The 14,541-nt window shown below is 70.7% G+C and carries 17 protein-coding genes; 10 read left to right on the top strand and 7 right to left on the bottom strand.

What is annotated here, in order from left to right:
* Positions 1-41: 41 nt before the first annotated feature.
* The 5 genes from AC1HIL_RS28510 to AC1HIL_RS28490 all read left to right on the top strand — a co-directional run bounded on the left by AC1HIL_RS28510 (position 42) and on the right by AC1HIL_RS28490 (position 4,755).
* Complete coding sequence (locus AC1HIL_RS28510; RefSeq protein WP_479670580.1) at positions 42-1,214, top strand: BMP family ABC transporter substrate-binding protein; 1,173 nt, start codon at positions 42-44, stop codon at positions 1,212-1,214.
* A 76-nt stretch (positions 1,215-1,290) separates the two neighbouring features.
* Positions 1,291-1,683, top strand: coding sequence for a hypothetical protein (locus tag AC1HIL_RS28505; protein WP_479670579.1), 393 nt, complete (start codon positions 1,291-1,293; stop codon positions 1,681-1,683).
* A 138-nt stretch (positions 1,684-1,821) separates the two neighbouring features.
* Positions 1,822-2,562 carry a hypothetical protein gene (locus AC1HIL_RS28500; protein WP_422096179.1) on the top strand — a complete coding sequence of 247 codons (741 nt, stop codon included), beginning with the start codon at positions 1,822-1,824 and terminating at the stop codon, positions 2,560-2,562.
* Positions 2,559-3,749, top strand: coding sequence for a glycoside hydrolase 100 family protein (locus tag AC1HIL_RS28495; RefSeq protein WP_479670578.1), 1,191 nt, complete (start codon positions 2,559-2,561; stop codon positions 3,747-3,749). The genes AC1HIL_RS28500 and AC1HIL_RS28495 overlap by 4 nt, the downstream gene beginning before the upstream one ends.
* An 88-nt stretch (positions 3,750-3,837) precedes the next feature.
* A complete protein-coding gene (locus AC1HIL_RS28490) occupies positions 3,838-4,755 on the top strand; it encodes a DUF3883 domain-containing protein (protein WP_261210814.1) in 918 nt (305 codons plus the stop codon).
* A 4-nt stretch (positions 4,756-4,759) separates the two neighbouring features.
* Here AC1HIL_RS28490 and AC1HIL_RS28485 read toward each other — a convergent pair whose 3' ends face one another.
* From AC1HIL_RS28485 to AC1HIL_RS28460, 6 genes are all read right to left on the bottom strand, one after another.
* Entirely contained in the window at positions 4,760-5,164 is a 405-nt protein-coding gene (locus AC1HIL_RS28485) for a nuclear transport factor 2 family protein (RefSeq protein WP_057591984.1), read from the bottom strand.
* A 65-nt stretch (positions 5,165-5,229) separates the two neighbouring features.
* Positions 5,230-5,568: a hypothetical protein gene (locus AC1HIL_RS28480; RefSeq protein ID WP_413762646.1), complete on the bottom strand. Its 339-nt coding sequence runs from the start codon at positions 5,566-5,568 to the stop codon at positions 5,230-5,232.
* A gap of 30 nt (positions 5,569-5,598) precedes the next feature.
* Positions 5,599-6,885, bottom strand: a complete 1,287-nt coding sequence (locus AC1HIL_RS28475) for an NAD(P)/FAD-dependent oxidoreductase (RefSeq protein WP_479670577.1) — start codon at positions 6,883-6,885, stop codon at positions 5,599-5,601.
* Positions 6,882-7,628 (bottom strand): amino acid ABC transporter ATP-binding protein, encoded by a 747-nt coding sequence (locus AC1HIL_RS28470; protein ID WP_209544154.1) that lies wholly within the window; start codon positions 7,626-7,628, stop codon positions 6,882-6,884. The genes AC1HIL_RS28475 and AC1HIL_RS28470 overlap by 4 nt, the downstream gene beginning before the upstream one ends.
* Entirely contained in the window at positions 7,625-8,293 is a 669-nt protein-coding gene (gene ehuD / locus AC1HIL_RS28465) for an ectoine/hydroxyectoine ABC transporter permease subunit EhuD (protein WP_057591978.1), read from the bottom strand. Before ehuD ends, AC1HIL_RS28470 begins: the two co-directional genes overlap by 4 nt.
* A gap of 14 nt (positions 8,294-8,307) precedes the next feature.
* Positions 8,308-9,087 carry an ABC transporter substrate-binding protein gene (locus AC1HIL_RS28460; RefSeq protein ID WP_057591976.1) on the bottom strand — a complete coding sequence of 260 codons (780 nt, stop codon included), beginning with the start codon at positions 9,085-9,087 and terminating at the stop codon, positions 8,308-8,310.
* 170 nt (positions 9,088-9,257) lie between these two features.
* On the opposite strand from AC1HIL_RS28460, the gene AC1HIL_RS28455 reads away from it, so the two are divergent.
* Complete coding sequence (locus tag AC1HIL_RS28455; protein ID WP_093340419.1) at positions 9,258-10,082, top strand: IclR family transcriptional regulator; 825 nt, start codon at positions 9,258-9,260, stop codon at positions 10,080-10,082.
* Between the two features lie 95 nt (positions 10,083-10,177).
* Positions 10,178-11,248 (top strand): adenosine deaminase, encoded by a 1,071-nt coding sequence (locus AC1HIL_RS28450; RefSeq protein WP_479670576.1) that lies wholly within the window; start codon positions 10,178-10,180, stop codon positions 11,246-11,248.
* On the opposite strand, the gene AC1HIL_RS28445 is transcribed toward AC1HIL_RS28450, so the two are convergent.
* Complete coding sequence (locus AC1HIL_RS28445; protein ID WP_479670575.1) at positions 11,203-12,522, bottom strand: MFS transporter; 1,320 nt, start codon at positions 12,520-12,522, stop codon at positions 11,203-11,205. The genes AC1HIL_RS28450 and AC1HIL_RS28445 overlap by 46 nt on opposite strands.
* Before the next feature lie 83 nt (positions 12,523-12,605).
* On the opposite strand from AC1HIL_RS28445, the gene AC1HIL_RS28440 reads away from it, so the two are divergent.
* The 3 genes from AC1HIL_RS28440 (at position 12,606) to AC1HIL_RS28430 (ending at position 14,486) form a co-directional block, all read left to right on the top strand.
* Entirely contained in the window at positions 12,606-13,556 is a 951-nt protein-coding gene (locus tag AC1HIL_RS28440) for a LysR substrate-binding domain-containing protein (protein ID WP_057591969.1), read from the top strand.
* 114 nt (positions 13,557-13,670) lie between these two features.
* A complete protein-coding gene (locus AC1HIL_RS28435; RefSeq protein ID WP_479670574.1) occupies positions 13,671-13,931 on the top strand; it encodes a hypothetical protein in 261 nt (86 codons plus the stop codon).
* Positions 13,932-13,934: 3 nt separating this feature from the next.
* Entirely contained in the window at positions 13,935-14,486 is a 552-nt protein-coding gene (locus AC1HIL_RS28430; protein ID WP_479670573.1) for a helix-turn-helix domain-containing protein, read from the top strand.
* Positions 14,487-14,541 lie beyond the last annotated feature (55 nt).

Here is a 14,541-nt window from a genome sequence, read left to right as displayed (position 1 = left end):
TCGTTTTTCCGCCAACCCGTCCTTTTTGAGGATTTCCGACAATGAATGATCTGAACAAGCGCTCCCTGCTCAAGCTCGCCGCCCTCACGGCGGTCGCTTCGGCAGCCTTGATCGGCTGCGGCAAGAAAGAAGAAGCGGCAGCACCGGCCGCCGCGCCCGCACCGGCTCCGGCACCCGCCGCCGCCGCGCCGGCCCCGGCAGCGCCGCTCAACATCGCATTCGCATACATCGGACCCGTGGGCGACGGCGGCTGGACCTTCGCGCACGACAACGGCCGCAAGGCGCTCGAGAAGGAATTCGGCGACAAGATCAAGACCACCTTCGTGGAAAGCGTGCCCGAGGGCGCCGACGCCGAGCGCGTGTTCCGCGACATGGTCGGCCAGGGCAACAAGCTGATCTTCGGCACCACCTTCGGCTACATGGAGCCCATGCTCAAGGTCGCCAACGACAGCAAGGACGTCAAGTTCGAGCATGCCACCGGCTACAAGACCGCCGAGAACATGCGCACCTACGACAGCCGCACCTACGAAGGTGCGTACATGGCCGGCATCATCGCGGGCGCCATGACCAAGTCGAACACGCTCGGCGTCGTCGGCTCGGTGCCGATCCCCGAAGTGCTGCGCAACATCAACAGCTTCACGCTCGGCGCCCAGTCGGTCAACCCGAAGATCACGACCAAGGTCGTGTGGGTCAACGAGTGGTTCAGCCCGCCGAAGGAAACCGAGGCCGCCACCGCCCTCATCAACGGCGGCGCCGACATCCTGTTCCAGAACACCGACTCGCCGGCCGTGCTCAAGACCGCGCAGGAAAAGGGCAAGCGCGCCTTCGGCTGGGACTCCGACATGACCGCCTACGGTCCCAAGGCCCACCTGGGCTCGGCCACCATCAACTGGGCGCCGTACTACATCAAGGCCACCCAGGACGCGCTCGACGGCAAGTGGGCCACCGGCCAGGCCTGGTGGGGCGTCAAGGAAGGCGCCATCGACCTCGTGTCGATCGCCGAGGACGTGCCGGCCGAGGCCAAGGCCAAGGTCGACGAGGTCAAGAAGGGCCTGAAGGACGGCAGCTTCTCGATCTGGAAGGGCCCGATCCTCGGCCAGGACGGCAAAGAAGTGGTCGCCAAGGACGCGGTCGCCGACGACAAGTTCCTGACCGGCATCAGCTTCTACGTCAAGGGCGTCGAAGGCAAGGTGCCGGGCGGCGACAAGAAGTAAACAAGCAAACCGCTTCGCGTCGCGATGCAGGCAAGGCCGCCTTCGGGGCGGCCTTTTTTCTTGGAGGATCCGTTCGATGAAGCGCATTTTTCGCCCCTTCGTTGCCGCAGCCCTCGCGGCGCTGGTTTCGCTGCCTGCCGCCGCGGCTGGCGAGCCGCCGCCGCGTTTTTCGAAGGACGAGCAGCCGTTGCGCCAGGCTGTCGAGGATGCCGCGATGTGCTTTCACTTCGCCGGTGAATTCGGCGGTGACGGCTCGGCGCGCGACCGCGAGGTGAAGCGGGAGATGGCCAAGGTCTGCAAGGACGAGAGCCAGCAGCGCGTGATGCAGGCCTACCGCAAGAACCCGCGCGACCGGCGGCTCTATCCCGCGGTGCTGATGCTCGACGGGATGGTCAAGGGGCCGGCGCTGACCGAGGCCGAGAAGGCGCGGCTGTGCGCGGTGGCGAAGACGGAGCTGGTGTGTCCCTGAGGGACGGCCTGCTTTTTCGGGCGGGCCGCATCGTGCGCCGCGACCTACAGCCGGGCGCTGCCCGCCTGTGGATACTGTGAACCGACGCACGGCCCGCGCGCGATGCGGGCCTTTTCTTCAGAACGCCACGGCTTCCCGATGCGCAACTCACTCGACTTCACATCCTGGCAAGGCCTGCTCTCGACCCTGCTCGGCCTGGTGCTCGTGTCGCTGGTCGCGGTGGGCATCCGCATCGTCGTGATGCTCAGCGTGCAGCAGCGGCGCGAGCGGCAGAACCGGCAGATCAACGAGCGGCTCAAGACCCTGATCGCGGCCTACAAGGTGCTCGGCGGCTCGTTCACCGGCGAGCTCGCGGTCGACCCCAGCCATCTGCGCGAGCTGCGCACGCGCGGCCTGCAGGCCGAGGCCGAAGGCGGCGCCGACGCCGGCCTGCCCGCCTCGGACCGGCGCCGCCGCATCCGTGACGCGGTCGAGACCGCGCTGTCCGACGTGATCCTGCTCGGCACCGAGGAGCAGGTGCGGCTGGCCGCGAAGGCCGCGGCAGACATGGTCGCGGGCCGCAGCGTGGAGACGGCCGAGCTCGTGGTCTCGCTGCGCACCTTCATCCGCGCGGTGCTCGACCTCGATCCGGTGCCGCCGACGCTCGGCATCCCGAAGCAGGGGCCGCTGCGGCTCAAGGGCACGGCCACGCGCGGCGAGCGCGCGGGCGGTGGCGGCGGCAGTGCCGGTGGTGGTGGCGGTGGCAAGGGCGGAGGCGGCGGCATGGGCGGCGGCGGCATGGGCGCCGGCATGGGCGCGGGCCTCGGGGCCGGCATGGGCCTGCACCATGGCGCGGCCGAGGCCGAAGCCACGATCTCCAGCGAACGCACCGACCCATGACCGATACGACGCTCGACACCTCCTCCCTCGCGCTCGCCGACGCCTGCACCCAGGCCTCGCTCGCGCTGCTCGAAGCCAACCTCACGCCGCACGGCATCCTGGCCGCGAGCCGCACCGAGGCCGCGGTGGCGCGGCGCTACACGCGCATCTTCGGGCGCGACGCGGCGATCTGCGTGATGGCGATGTGCGGCAGCGGCGTGCCTGCGCTCGAGCAGGGCGCGGTCGCGAGCCTCGACGCGCTCGCGGCGCAGCAGGCGGCCAACGGGCAGATCCCGAAATACGTCGACCCCGAGGGCCAGGACGCCGACTTCTGGTATCTGGGCTGCATCGACGCCACGCTGTGGTGGCTGATCGCGGTGGACCACGTGCGCCGCCACGGCAAGGTGGGCGCCACGCACTGGGCCGACGGCGTGCAGCGCGCGGTCGGCTGGCTGCTGGCGCAGGAGCACCAGCACTTCCGGCTGCTGCAGCAGAACGAGGCCAGCGACTGGGCCGACATCATGCCGCGCTCGGGCTACGTGCTCTACACCAACGCGCTGTGGTTCGACGTCAAGCGCCGCTTCGGGATCGCGCAGGCCGACGAGACCCGGCACCACTTCAACCACCTGTTCAACCCGTTCCAGCGCGACCTGCCCGAATACCACCGCGCGCGGCTGCTGCAGCACTACGCACGGCGCGGCCGGCGCGATCCGGGGCTGTACCTGAGCTTCGTCAACCTCGCGGTGGTGGGCGACGAGGGCGACGTGTTCGGCAACGTGCTGGCGATCCAGGCCGGGCTGGCCGACGAGGCGATGGCGCACCGCATCGTCAACACCATCGAGGGCGCGCGCGCGAGCGATCCCTACCCGGTGCGCGTGGTGCTGCATCCGCTGTCGCCGCAGCACGACCTGTGGCGCGCCTACATGGGCCGGCACCGGCAGAACCTGGTGCACCAGTACCACAACGGCGGCATCTGGCCCTTCGTCGGCGGTTTCTGGGCCATGGCGCTCGCCAGGCTGGGGCTCGAGGCCGAGGGCTGGGCCGAGCTCGCGAAGCTGGCGCGGGCCAACGAGCTCGACGGCTGGCGCTTCACCGAGTGGTTCCATGGCCGCACGCTGGCGCCGATGGGCATGGCGGGCCAGAGCTGGAATGCCGCCACCTTCCTGCTGGCGCGGCGCGCGCTCGAGGGCGTCGCCACGGCCTGGTGAGGGGGCGCTCGAGGGCGGCCGGTTTCCGGTTGCGGCATACTCGCCACCCCCCGCAATCTCCAATCTGCCTCTCGCACAAGACCCCCGCATGGACAAGGAAGTCGACCCCAAAGTACTCGCCGTCATCGATGAGATGCGCCTCTCCGGCCCCCGGCTCACGCCGGTCGACATCGTCGCCAAGATGGGGGTGTTCGACGCGCGCGAGAAGGCCTCGGACCACGCCTGGCTCGCCACCGGCGACAACGTGATCGCCACCATCTGGGGCGAGTACGTCAACCTCGGCGAGGGCGGGCGCTGGTTCTGCCTCGAGTCGCTCGACGTGCAGTTCCGCCCCGGCGGCGGCCCGCGCACCGCGTTCCAGTCGCAGCGCGCCGCCGACCGCCTCGCGCTGCTCAAGCGCACCTTCGACGCCGGCCAGGATTTCCGCGCCGTGGTGCAGACCAACCGCATCGCCATCGGCGAGATCGAGACCAACCGCAGCGCCAAGGTCTCCACGCGCGTGCGCGACGACGCCGAATGGCATGTCGCGAGCTGGGAGCCCGAGCGCAAGTTCGCGGTGCTGGTGCGCGGCCCGCGCGGCTGGGTGCCCGACGAGGCCGCGATCCAGGCCGCCCGCGCCAAGGGCAACGTGCCCGACGAGGCCGCGGCCGGTGCCGACGGCGCGGCGAAGCTGGGCTCGGCCGAGGCCGTGCAGGAGGCCGCCATGGACTACGTGATGCGCCACTTCAAGGGCTACGGCTACAACGCCGAGGACGTGCGCAGCCAGAAGACCGGCTACGACATCGTGGTGTCGAACTCGAAGGGCGCGACCCTGCTCAAGGTCACGGTCAAGGGCACGGCCTCGGGCTTCCCGACCTTCCGCCTCACGCGCGAGGAGCAGCTGAGCTCGGTCGGCGAGCCGTTGTGGCGCCTGCTGGTGGTGTCCGACGTGGCGACCACCACGGCCGCGCACAAGATCTACAAGCCCACCGAGATGACGCAGGCGCCCGGCTTCGAGCCGCTCTGAACCGTCAGGCCCGGGGCTGCTGCTGCGCGGCCTGCAGCTGCGCCGCCATCTTCTGGTGGATCAGGTTCACGGCCTTCAGCGGGCGCAGCATCACCTTGAACTCGGTGATCTTGCCGGCGTCGTTCCAGCGGATCATGTCGACGCCGTTGACCACGATGCCGTCGAGCTCCACCTCGAACTCGAGCACCGCGTCGCGCTCGGCCTTCACTTCGCGCACGTAGCGGAAGCTCGGGTTGAAGAAGACCTCGAAGGCCGCGGCCAGGTAGCGGCGCGTGATCTCCTTGCCGACCTGCGGCTTGTGCACCACCGGCGAATGGAAGACGGCGTTCTCGTCGAGCAGGATGTCGAGCCCCGCCGCGTCGTGCGTCTTCACGAGCTGGTGCCAGGTGGAAAGCGTGTCGATCGCCATGTCGTGTGTCCGATGCTGTGGATGGATGGAGCACGCCATGGTATCGGCTGGCCGCCCTGCGTGTGCTATTGGTCGACGCTCGAGAGCGCCCTGAGCACGGCCACGCCCCGATAGGCCCGCCAGAGCCCGAAGGGCACCAGCAGCAGGCCGGCCAGCCGATGCCACGACGGCTCCAGGGACAGCGCGGCCCAGATCCCGAGCGCGGCGATGAGCAGGCCGCCGACGATATTGACCACACCGCCACTGAGCCACTGCACCTGCAGCAGCCGCGCCGTCAGCGACAGCATGCGGTCGGCCACCTTGAGCCCGAGCCGGTCGGCCAGCACATAGAGCCCGAGCAGCAGCAGCGGCGCCACGGCGATGCCGATCAGGAGATACGCCGCGATGCTGATCAGGGTGTGCATGCGGCCCAGCTTATCAAGCGGGGCGCCGGCTCAGGAGAAGCGATCGAGCAGGCTGTACCAGGCCACGCCGGCCGCGATGTAGAAGCGCTGCAGTCCATGCAGCGGTATCGGCCGCAGCGGCGTCACCGGGTAAGGGAAATCCGCCCCCGGCTGCAGCAGCCGCGCCGCCACGTGCCGGCCCATGCTGGTGGCCAGCGCGATGCCGCGCCCGTTGTAGCCCAGCGCGATCGTGAGGCCCGGCGCGGGCGTGTGCACATGCGGCATGAAGTCGCGCGTGACGGCGATGCGGCCGGCCCAGCGGTACTCGTATTCGAGCGGCCCGAGCTGCGGGAACAGCAGTTCGAGCGAGCGCTCGAGGTGCGCGAAGTCGGCCGGTCCCGCCGGATCGGCGAAGTGGCCGCGCCCGCCCATCAGCAACCGGCCCTGCGCGTCCTTGCGGAAGTACAGCAAGAGGCGCTGCGAGGTCGAGGCGGTCTCGCCGCCCGGCAGGATGGCGTGCGCGGCCGCGCCCTGCAGCGGCGCGGTCGCGACGATGAAGCTGTTGGCCGCGAGCACCGTGCGCGAGAGGCCGGGCCACAGGCCGCCGGTGTAGCCGTTGGTCGCGATCAGCACCTGGTCGGCGACCACGCTCGCGCCGCTGGCCGTGGTCGCATGCCACTGCGTACCGCGGCGTTCGAGCGCGGTGACCGTGCTGCCGCCGTGCACCGACGCGCCCGCCGCCTGCGCCGCGCGCACCAGGCCGCGCGTGTAGGCCAGCGGCTGGATGCCACCCGCGCGGCCGTCGAGCCAGCCGCCCGCGAAGGCCTCGGTGCCCAGGCGCGCCGCCACGTCGGCGCGGTCGAGCATCTGCGTGGCGGCGCCGCGCCGCGCCCATTGCTCGGCGCGCGCATGCATGGCGGCGATGTGCTGCTGCGAATAGGCCACCTGCAGCCAGCCCTTGCGCACCGGCTGGCAGTCGATGCCGTGGCGTTCGATCAGCTCGAACACCAGGTCGGCCGAGCGCGAGACCGCGTCGATCAGCGGCTCGGCGCGCGCGGCGCCGTAGAGCCGCACCAGCTCGTCGGGATCGTGCTTGAGCGTGGGATTGACCTGGCCGCCGTTGCGCCCCGAGGCGCCCCAGCCCGGCTCGTGCGCCTCGAGCACGCAGACCTTCGCGCCGGCCTCGGCCAGGTGCAGCGCGGCCGACAGGCCCGTGAAGCCGGCGCCGACGATCAGCACGTCGGCGCGCCGCGAACCGGCCAGCGGCGGCGTCGGCGGTGCCGCCGGCGCGGTGGCTGCCCACAGCGAGGGAGGCAGTGTGGATGTCGCGATGCTCACGCGCGCACCTCCGCCGACGGATGCAGCACGCGGCGCAGGAAGTCCTGCGTGCGCGCCTGGCGCGGCGCGCCCAGCACCTGCGCGGCCGGGCCTTCCTCGACGATGCTGCCGCTGTGCAGGAAGCACACCCGGTCGGCCACCTCGCGCGCGAAGCCCATCTCGTGCGTGACCACGATCATGGTCATGCCCTCGTCGGCCAGCGCGCGCATCACGCCGAGCACGTCGCCCACGAGCTCGGGGTCGAGCGCCGAGGTCGGTTCGTCGAACAGCATGGCCTCGGGCTTCATCGCGAGCGCGCGCGCGATCGCCACGCGCTGCTGCTGGCCGCCCGAGAGCTGCGCCGGCCAGGCCTGCGCCTTCTCGGCCAGCCCGACCTTGGCGAGCAGCGCGAGCGCCTCCTCGCGCGCCTGCGCCGGGTTCTGGCGCAGCACGTGCACCGGGCCCTCCATCACGTTCTCGATCACGGTGCGGTGCGGGAACAGGTTGAAGCGCTGGAACACCATGCCCATGCGGCTGCGCAGCCGGTGGATGGCGGGTGAGTTCCGGTCCACGCGCTCGCCGAAGGCGCGCACCTCGCCGCCCTCGTACGACTCGAGGCCGTTGATGCAGCGCAGCACCGTCGACTTGCCCGAACCCGAGGGGCCGATCAGGCACACCACCTCGCCCTTGTCCACGCGCAGGCTCACGCCCTGCAGCACGCGGTGCGCGCCGAAGCGCTTCTCCAGGCCTTCGACGTGGATCATGGCTTCCTCCTTCCGGCGCCGAAGCGCGCCTCGAGCCGGCGCAGGCCCCAGACCAGCGGCAGGCTCATCAGCAGGTAGAGCAGCGCGACCAGCGTGTAGACCGTCATGTTCTGGAAGGTGGAGGAGGCGATCAGCTGGCCCGCGCGCGTCATCTCGGCCACCGTGATGGTCGAGACCAGCGAGGAGTCCTTGAGCATCATCACCAGCGTGTTGCCGTAGGGCGGCAGCGCGATGCGGAAGGCCTGCGGCAGGATCACGCGCCGCATGATCAGCGCCGAGCGCATGCCCATGGCCTGCGCGGCCTCGCGCTGGCCCGGGTCGACGGCCTCGATGCCGGCGCGGAAGTTCTCGGCCTGGTAGGCCGAGTAGGCGATGCCCAGGCCGATCACGCCGGCCTGGAAGGCCGTGAGCTGCACGCCGAACTCGGGCAGCACGAAGTAGATGTAGAACAGCTGCACGATGATCGGCAGCCCGCGGATCACGTTGACGATCACCGCGCCGGTCCACGAGACGGCGCGCACCGGCGACAGCTTCATCAGCGCCAGCGCGAGGCCGAGCACGCTGCTCAGCAGGAACGACAGCACGGTGACCTGCACCGTGACCACCGCGCCCTGCAGAAGGATCGGCAGGAAGTCCTGCGCGTGTTGGAGGAACGAGGAGGCCATGGCTCAGCGCGCGCTCAGATGCCCCATTTCTGGACGATCTTCGCCAGCGTGCCGTCGGCCTTGATCGCGGCGATGGCCTTGTTCAGCCGCGCCAGCGTCTCGGTGTCGCCCTTGCGCACCACCAGGCAGACGTCGCCCACGTTCACCGGCTTGTAGCTGTCGACCAGCTTCACGCCCGGGAAGGTGTTCTGCCGGATCTGGTAGGCCATGATGGGCTGGTCGCCGAGGCCGGCCTTGATGCGGCCGAGCGAGAGGTCGCGCGTCATGTCGGCCACCGAGTCGTAGCTGCGCACCTCCTTGAAGATGCCCTTCTTGTTGAGCATGTCGAGGAACACGGTGCCGACCTGCGCGCCCACCACCTCGCCCTTGAGCTCGTCGAGCGTGGCGTAGGCGCGGGTGTCGTCGGCCTTGACGATCAGGCCCTCGCCGTACGAATAGACCGGGTCGCTGAAGTCGACCACCTCCTGGCGCGCGGGCGTCTTGAGCATGGCGGCCGAGACGATGTCGATCTTGCGCGCCGTGAGCGAGGGGATCAGCGCCGAGAACACGGTCTGCTGCACGTTGACCGTGAAGCCGCCCGCCTTGCCGACCGCGGTGACGGTGTCGACCATCATTCCCTGGATGCTGTTGCTCTTCACGTCGAGGAAGGTGAAGGGCACGCCGGTGGCGGTGGCGCCCACGTTGAAGCTGGCCGGGGCCGCGCCCTGGGCCGCCGCGAACGAGGCGGCGCCGGCGATGCAGAGGCCGAGCGCGAGGCGGCGCAGCGGGCGGAGGTGGCGAACGATGCGATTCATGGAAGCACTCCTCAGGACAAGAGACAGAGAAAGGAAGGAAGCAGGGTCAACGCAACATGCATGCCAATAATCGATTCGATTGACTCTTTAATCAATAAATGAAAACCACTAGTCGAATTGACCGTATCGATATTCGATATTTCTTCGGACGCTAGCTATACTTCGGCGCCATGGACCCCACGACCGCCCCCACCGGGACCGCCGACGACGCGGCGCCCGAGGACAGCCAGAGCCTTCTCTTCAACCAGTCGCTCGAGAAGGGCCTGGCCGTGCTGCGCGCCTTCAGCGCGCGGCGGCGCACCATGACGCTGGCCGACGTGGCCGCGGCCACCGACATCACCAAGAGCTCGGCCCAGCGCATGGTCTTCACGCTCGAGAAGCTCGGCTACCTGCGCAAGCATCCGAAGACGCGGCGCTACCAGCTCACGCCACGCGTGATGGAGATCGGCTTCAACTACCTCGCGGCCAATGCGCTGATCGACGTGGCGAACCCGTACCTGTCGGAACTCACCAAGGTGACGACCGAGACCTCCTGCCTCACCGAGCCCGACGGGCTGGACATGGTCTACGTGGCGCGCTTCGTGAGCGCGCAGTTCGTGCCGGTGCACATGCCGATCGGCAGCCGCATCCCGATGTACTGCACCGCCTCGGGCCGCGCCTTCCTGAGCGCGCTGCCCGAGGACGAGGCGCGCGCGCTGATCGAGGCCTCGGACCGGGTGGCCCACACCACCCACACGCTGACCGAGGTCGAGGCGATCCTGGCCACCTTGCGCCAGGCGCGGCTGCAGGGCTTCGCGACCAATGCCGAGGAGCTGTTCCTCGGCGACATGACCATCGCCGCGCCGGTGCTCGGCAGCCAGGGCCGGCCGGTGGCCTCGGTGCACGTGGTCGCGCCCACCAGCCGCTGGACGCTGGAGGAGGCGGTGCGCAAGCTGGCGCCCACCTTGCTCTTGTGCGCGCGCTCGCTCACGAGCTCGGCGCGCAGCCTCGATTGAGGCCATACGGTTTCGCGCATTGCGCGGCCGCGGGCAGCCTTTATGCTCGCGCGAACGCAACGCCCCACGGCGCCCCCCATGCGCCAGACCCCACCATGACCGACTTCCGTCCCGCCGCCGACCACCTGCGCTTCGACGCCATTCCCGCCGGGCGCCTGCCCGAGCTGCTGCGCGCCATGCCCAAGGCCGAGCTGCACATGCACATCGAGGGCTCGCTCGAGCCCGAGCTGATCTTCGCACTCGCGCAGCGCAACGGCGTGGCCATTCCCTACGCCAGCGTCGAGGAGCTGCGCCAGGCCTACGCCTTCACCAACCTGCAGAGCTTCCTCGACATCTACTACGCGGGCGCGAGCGTGCTGCTCGAGGAGCAGGACTTCTACGACATGGCCTGGGCCTACCTCGAGCGCGCCGCGGCCGACCACGTGGTCCACACCGAGATGTTCTTCGACCCGCAGACCCACACCGCGCGCGGCGTGGCGATGCAGACCGTGGTCGACGGCCTGCACCGCGCCTGCGTCGAGGCGAAATCGAAGCTGGGCGTGAGCGCGTCGCTGATCCTGTGCTTCCTGCGCCACCTGAGCGAGGAAGAGGCCTTCGAGACCCTGGAGCAGGCGCTGCCCCATCGCGACAAGTTCATCGGCGTGGGGCTCGACTCGAGCGAGGTCGGCCATCCGCCCGAGAAGTTCGCGCGCGTGTTCGCGCGCTGCCGCGAACTGGGCTTGCACCTCGTGGCCCATGCGGGCGAGGAGGGCCCGCCCGAATACGTGTGGAGCGCGCTCGACGTGCTCAAGGTGGAGCGCGTCGACCATGGCGTGCAGAGCGCGAAGGACCCGGCGCTGATGCAGCGGCTGGCCCAGGACCGCATCCCGCTGACCGTGTGCCCGCTGTCGAACCTCAAGCTGTGCGTGTTCCCCGACCTCGCGCAGCACAACCTCGGCACCCTGCTCGACGCGGGCCTGGTCGCCACGGTGAACTCCGACGACCCGGCCTACTTCGGCGGCTACATGAACCAGAACTTCACGCAGACCTTCGAGGCCACCGGCCTGGGCGCGCGCCATGCCTGGCAGCTCGCGGCCAACAGCTTCGAGGGCAGCTTCATCGACGAGGCCGCCAAGCGCGCCTACGTGGAGCGGCTCAACGTCGTCTTCGCCGACTTCGGCGCCTGACAGGCACTGGCGGAAGTCGAAGGCGCGCGCGGCGCCAGCAGCGGCACAGCGACCAGCGCGCAACCGGCCGCCGCCAGCCACACCAGCGGCCAGCCCCGCGCCGCCATCAGGTGCGGGATCGAGAACGGCGTGAGGAAGCAGACCAGGAACACGCTGGTGTTCGCCATGCCCAGCGCCGTGCCGGCGCGCGCGGCGCCGGCCAGCGTGGCGAGCTCGGTGTAGGCCACGCCGTGCCAGGCCGAGACGCAGATGCCGCTCACGCCCAGCAGCACCACCAGCGCGATGCGCAGCGCCTGCGATTCGGCGGCCAACTGCGCACCGGTGCAGAACACCAGCAGCGCGAGCAACGCGAACAGCGCCACGCTGAGGCTGGCGCAGGCGCGCAGGTAGGCCGGCCGGTTGCCGCGCCGGTCGGTCCAGCGCCCGCTCCACACGCGCATCGCCATCGCGCCGGCCTGCAGCGCGACCATGGCGGCGGTGATGGTCGCCAGGCCCGCATGGCCGAAGTCGTGCAGGAACACCGTGCCGAAGGACAGCACCGCGAACTGCGGCGCGCAAAGGATGCCGATGCCCGCGACGATGCGCCACACGCGCGCATCGCGCAGCGGGCCGGTGCCCGAAGCGGCCGGCGCGGCCGAGGGCCGTGCGGCGCGCTCGGGCGGCGGCTCGTGCACCCAGGCCCAGGCCATCCAGGCGCTGAGCGCGCACAGCAGCGCGAGCACGCCGTAGAGCGCCGCGAAGCCGAGGTGCAGCGCCAGCCACGGCAGCACCAGCGCGCCGACGGCGCCGCCCAGCGGCACGGCGGTTTGCCGGATGCTCATCGCGAGGCCGCGCTCGCCGGCCGCGAACCAGGTCATCACCGCGCGGCCGCTGGCGCCGTTGACGCTGCCGCCGAGCAGCCCGACCAGCAGCAGCCCGCCGCCGAGCAGGCCCAGGCCCGGGACGTGGCCGGGCACGGGCGCGGCCCACAGCGCCATCGCCGCCAGCGCGAGCGCGGTGGCGCCCAGGCCCAGCAAGAGCACCGGGCGGTCGCCCCAGCGGTCGGTCAGCAGGCCCCAGGGCAGCTCGCTGACCGCGATGCCCAGGCCCATGAGGCCGAGCACCAGGCCGAGCGTGGCGTTGTCGAGCTGGTAGCCCGAGCGCATCAGCACGGCGGTCATCGGGATGCCGCTGAAGGCGACCGAGAACGCGGCGTTGGCCGCGACGCCCGCGCTCAGCACTTTCCAGCGGTGGCGCGGCGGGAGCGGGGAGGGGGAAGGGGCGGAATGGGTCATAGGCGACGCAGTCTCCGCGCTTGCGAAGGTTTTGAAAATCAGAAAATAATCGTCGCATCGTTCGAAAAAACAGGATGGTTGCGATGTCCCAGGTGATGTTCGATCTCGACGTGCTGCGCAGCTTCTCGACCGGCGTGGCGCTCGGCAGCTATGCGCGCGCGGCCGACCGGCTCGGCCGCTCGACCTCGGCGGTCAGCGCCCAGCTCAAGAAGCTCGAGTCGCAGGCCGGCACGGTGCTGTTCCGCAAGGCCGGCCGCGGGCTGGAGCTGACCGACGCGGGCGAGACCCTGTTGGCCTACGCGCACCGGCTGCTGGCGCTCAACGAGGAGGCGGGCGCCGCGATGCGCGGTGTCGACCTCGAGGGCTGGGTGCGGCTCGGGCTGCAGGAGGACTTCGGCGAGACGCTGCTGCCCGCGGTGCTGGGCCGCTTCGCGCGCGCCCATCCCAAGGTGCGCATCGAGGCCTGCGTGGCGCGCAGCGGCGACCTGCGCGAGCGGCTCGAGCTCGGCAAGCTCGACCTCGCGCTGGCCTGGGACGCGGGCGAGCAGCCGATCTCCGCGCATGCGCAGCGCGTGGCGCGGCTGCCGCTGCAGTGGATCGGCCCGGTCGACGCGGCGATGTGCGATGCCCCCTGGTGGAAGGAGCGCGAGCGCGGCGCGGCGGGCGCGCGCAGGACGCGGGAGCCGCTGCCGCTGGTGCTGCTCGACGCGCCCTGTCCGCTGCGCGCCATCGTCACCGACGCCCTCGATCGCGCGGGCGTGCCCTGGCGCCATGCCTTCGCGAGCAGCAGCCTGGCCGCGCTGTGGGCCGCGAGTTCGGCCGGCCTCGGCCTCTCGGTGCGCACGCCCTTCGGCCTGCCGCGCCAGGTGCGGGCCATCGACCGCACGCTGCTCGGCCTGCCCGCGCTGCCGCAGATGTCGCTGTCGCTCTATCGCGCGCAGGCGCAGGCGGAAGCGCCGGCCGCGCGGCTGGGCACCCTGCTGCTGGAGGCGGTGCGCGAGCATGTGCAGGGCGAGGGGAGCGTGCTGCACTGAGCCCGGGGGCGGACCGACCGTCCTTCGGCCCAGTGAGGGCAATGCCTCATACCGCCTGCGCGTTGATCGCCCCAGAATGGGGCGCAGAAGACAAGAGACGAGACAAGCGGGTCCATGACCATCCCGAAGAACTTCCTGCACCTGTGGGACGACAGGTTCCTCTACATCACGCCGGCGATCCAGTCGGGCCTGACCGCGCGCTCCTCGGCCACGGTGCTGGCCTCGGTGAGCGGGCATCCGTTCATGCTCGAGGCGGCCGACGGCACGCGCACCTGGTGCACCGCCGCCGTGGTGGCGCCGCACGTGGCGCGCCGGCTCGCGGTCGAGGGTTGCGGGCTGTTGTCGCTCAACATCGATCCGGCCTCGGGCGCCTAGCGCATGCTCTCGCGCCAGCTCGGCGGGCACGGCATCCAGGTGCTCGACGCGCGCCGCTTCGGCCGCCTGCGCGAGGGCTTCGAGCCCGCGCAGGCCGGCGCGCTCGACGATGCCGCGCTGCAGGCACTGAGCCGCGGCCTGGTGGAGACCATCACCGGCAGCCCCGAGCGCCGCACGCCCAACGATCCGCGCATCGAGCGCGTACTCGACGCGATCCGCCATCGCGCGGGCGCGGTGTCGCTGCGCGAGCTGTCGGCCGTGGCCTGCCTCTCGCCCGACCGGCTCACCCACCTGTTCGCGCAGCAGGTGGGCGTGTCGATCAAGCGCTATGCGCTGTGGACCAAGGTGCGGCGCACGGTGCAGCAGTTCACCGGCCAGCGCCCGCTGACCGACGTCGCGCTGACCAGCGGCTTCACCGACGCGGCCCACATGAGCCGCACCTTCAAGAGCTACTTCGGCCTCGCGCCCTCGTTCCTCGCGGGCAAGGTCGAGGTCAAGGCCGACGAGCAGGCCTCGCAGGCCTGGGGCCACGGCGCGCTCCCGATGCATTCCTGAGCGCCTGCTGCAGCGGCGCCCGCGCGAGCGCAATACAGCGGCTTCGTTCAAGCCA

The organism is Variovorax sp. ISS6, from assembly GCF_056523145.1.
This window is presented reverse-complemented; position numbering and strand designations above follow the sequence as displayed.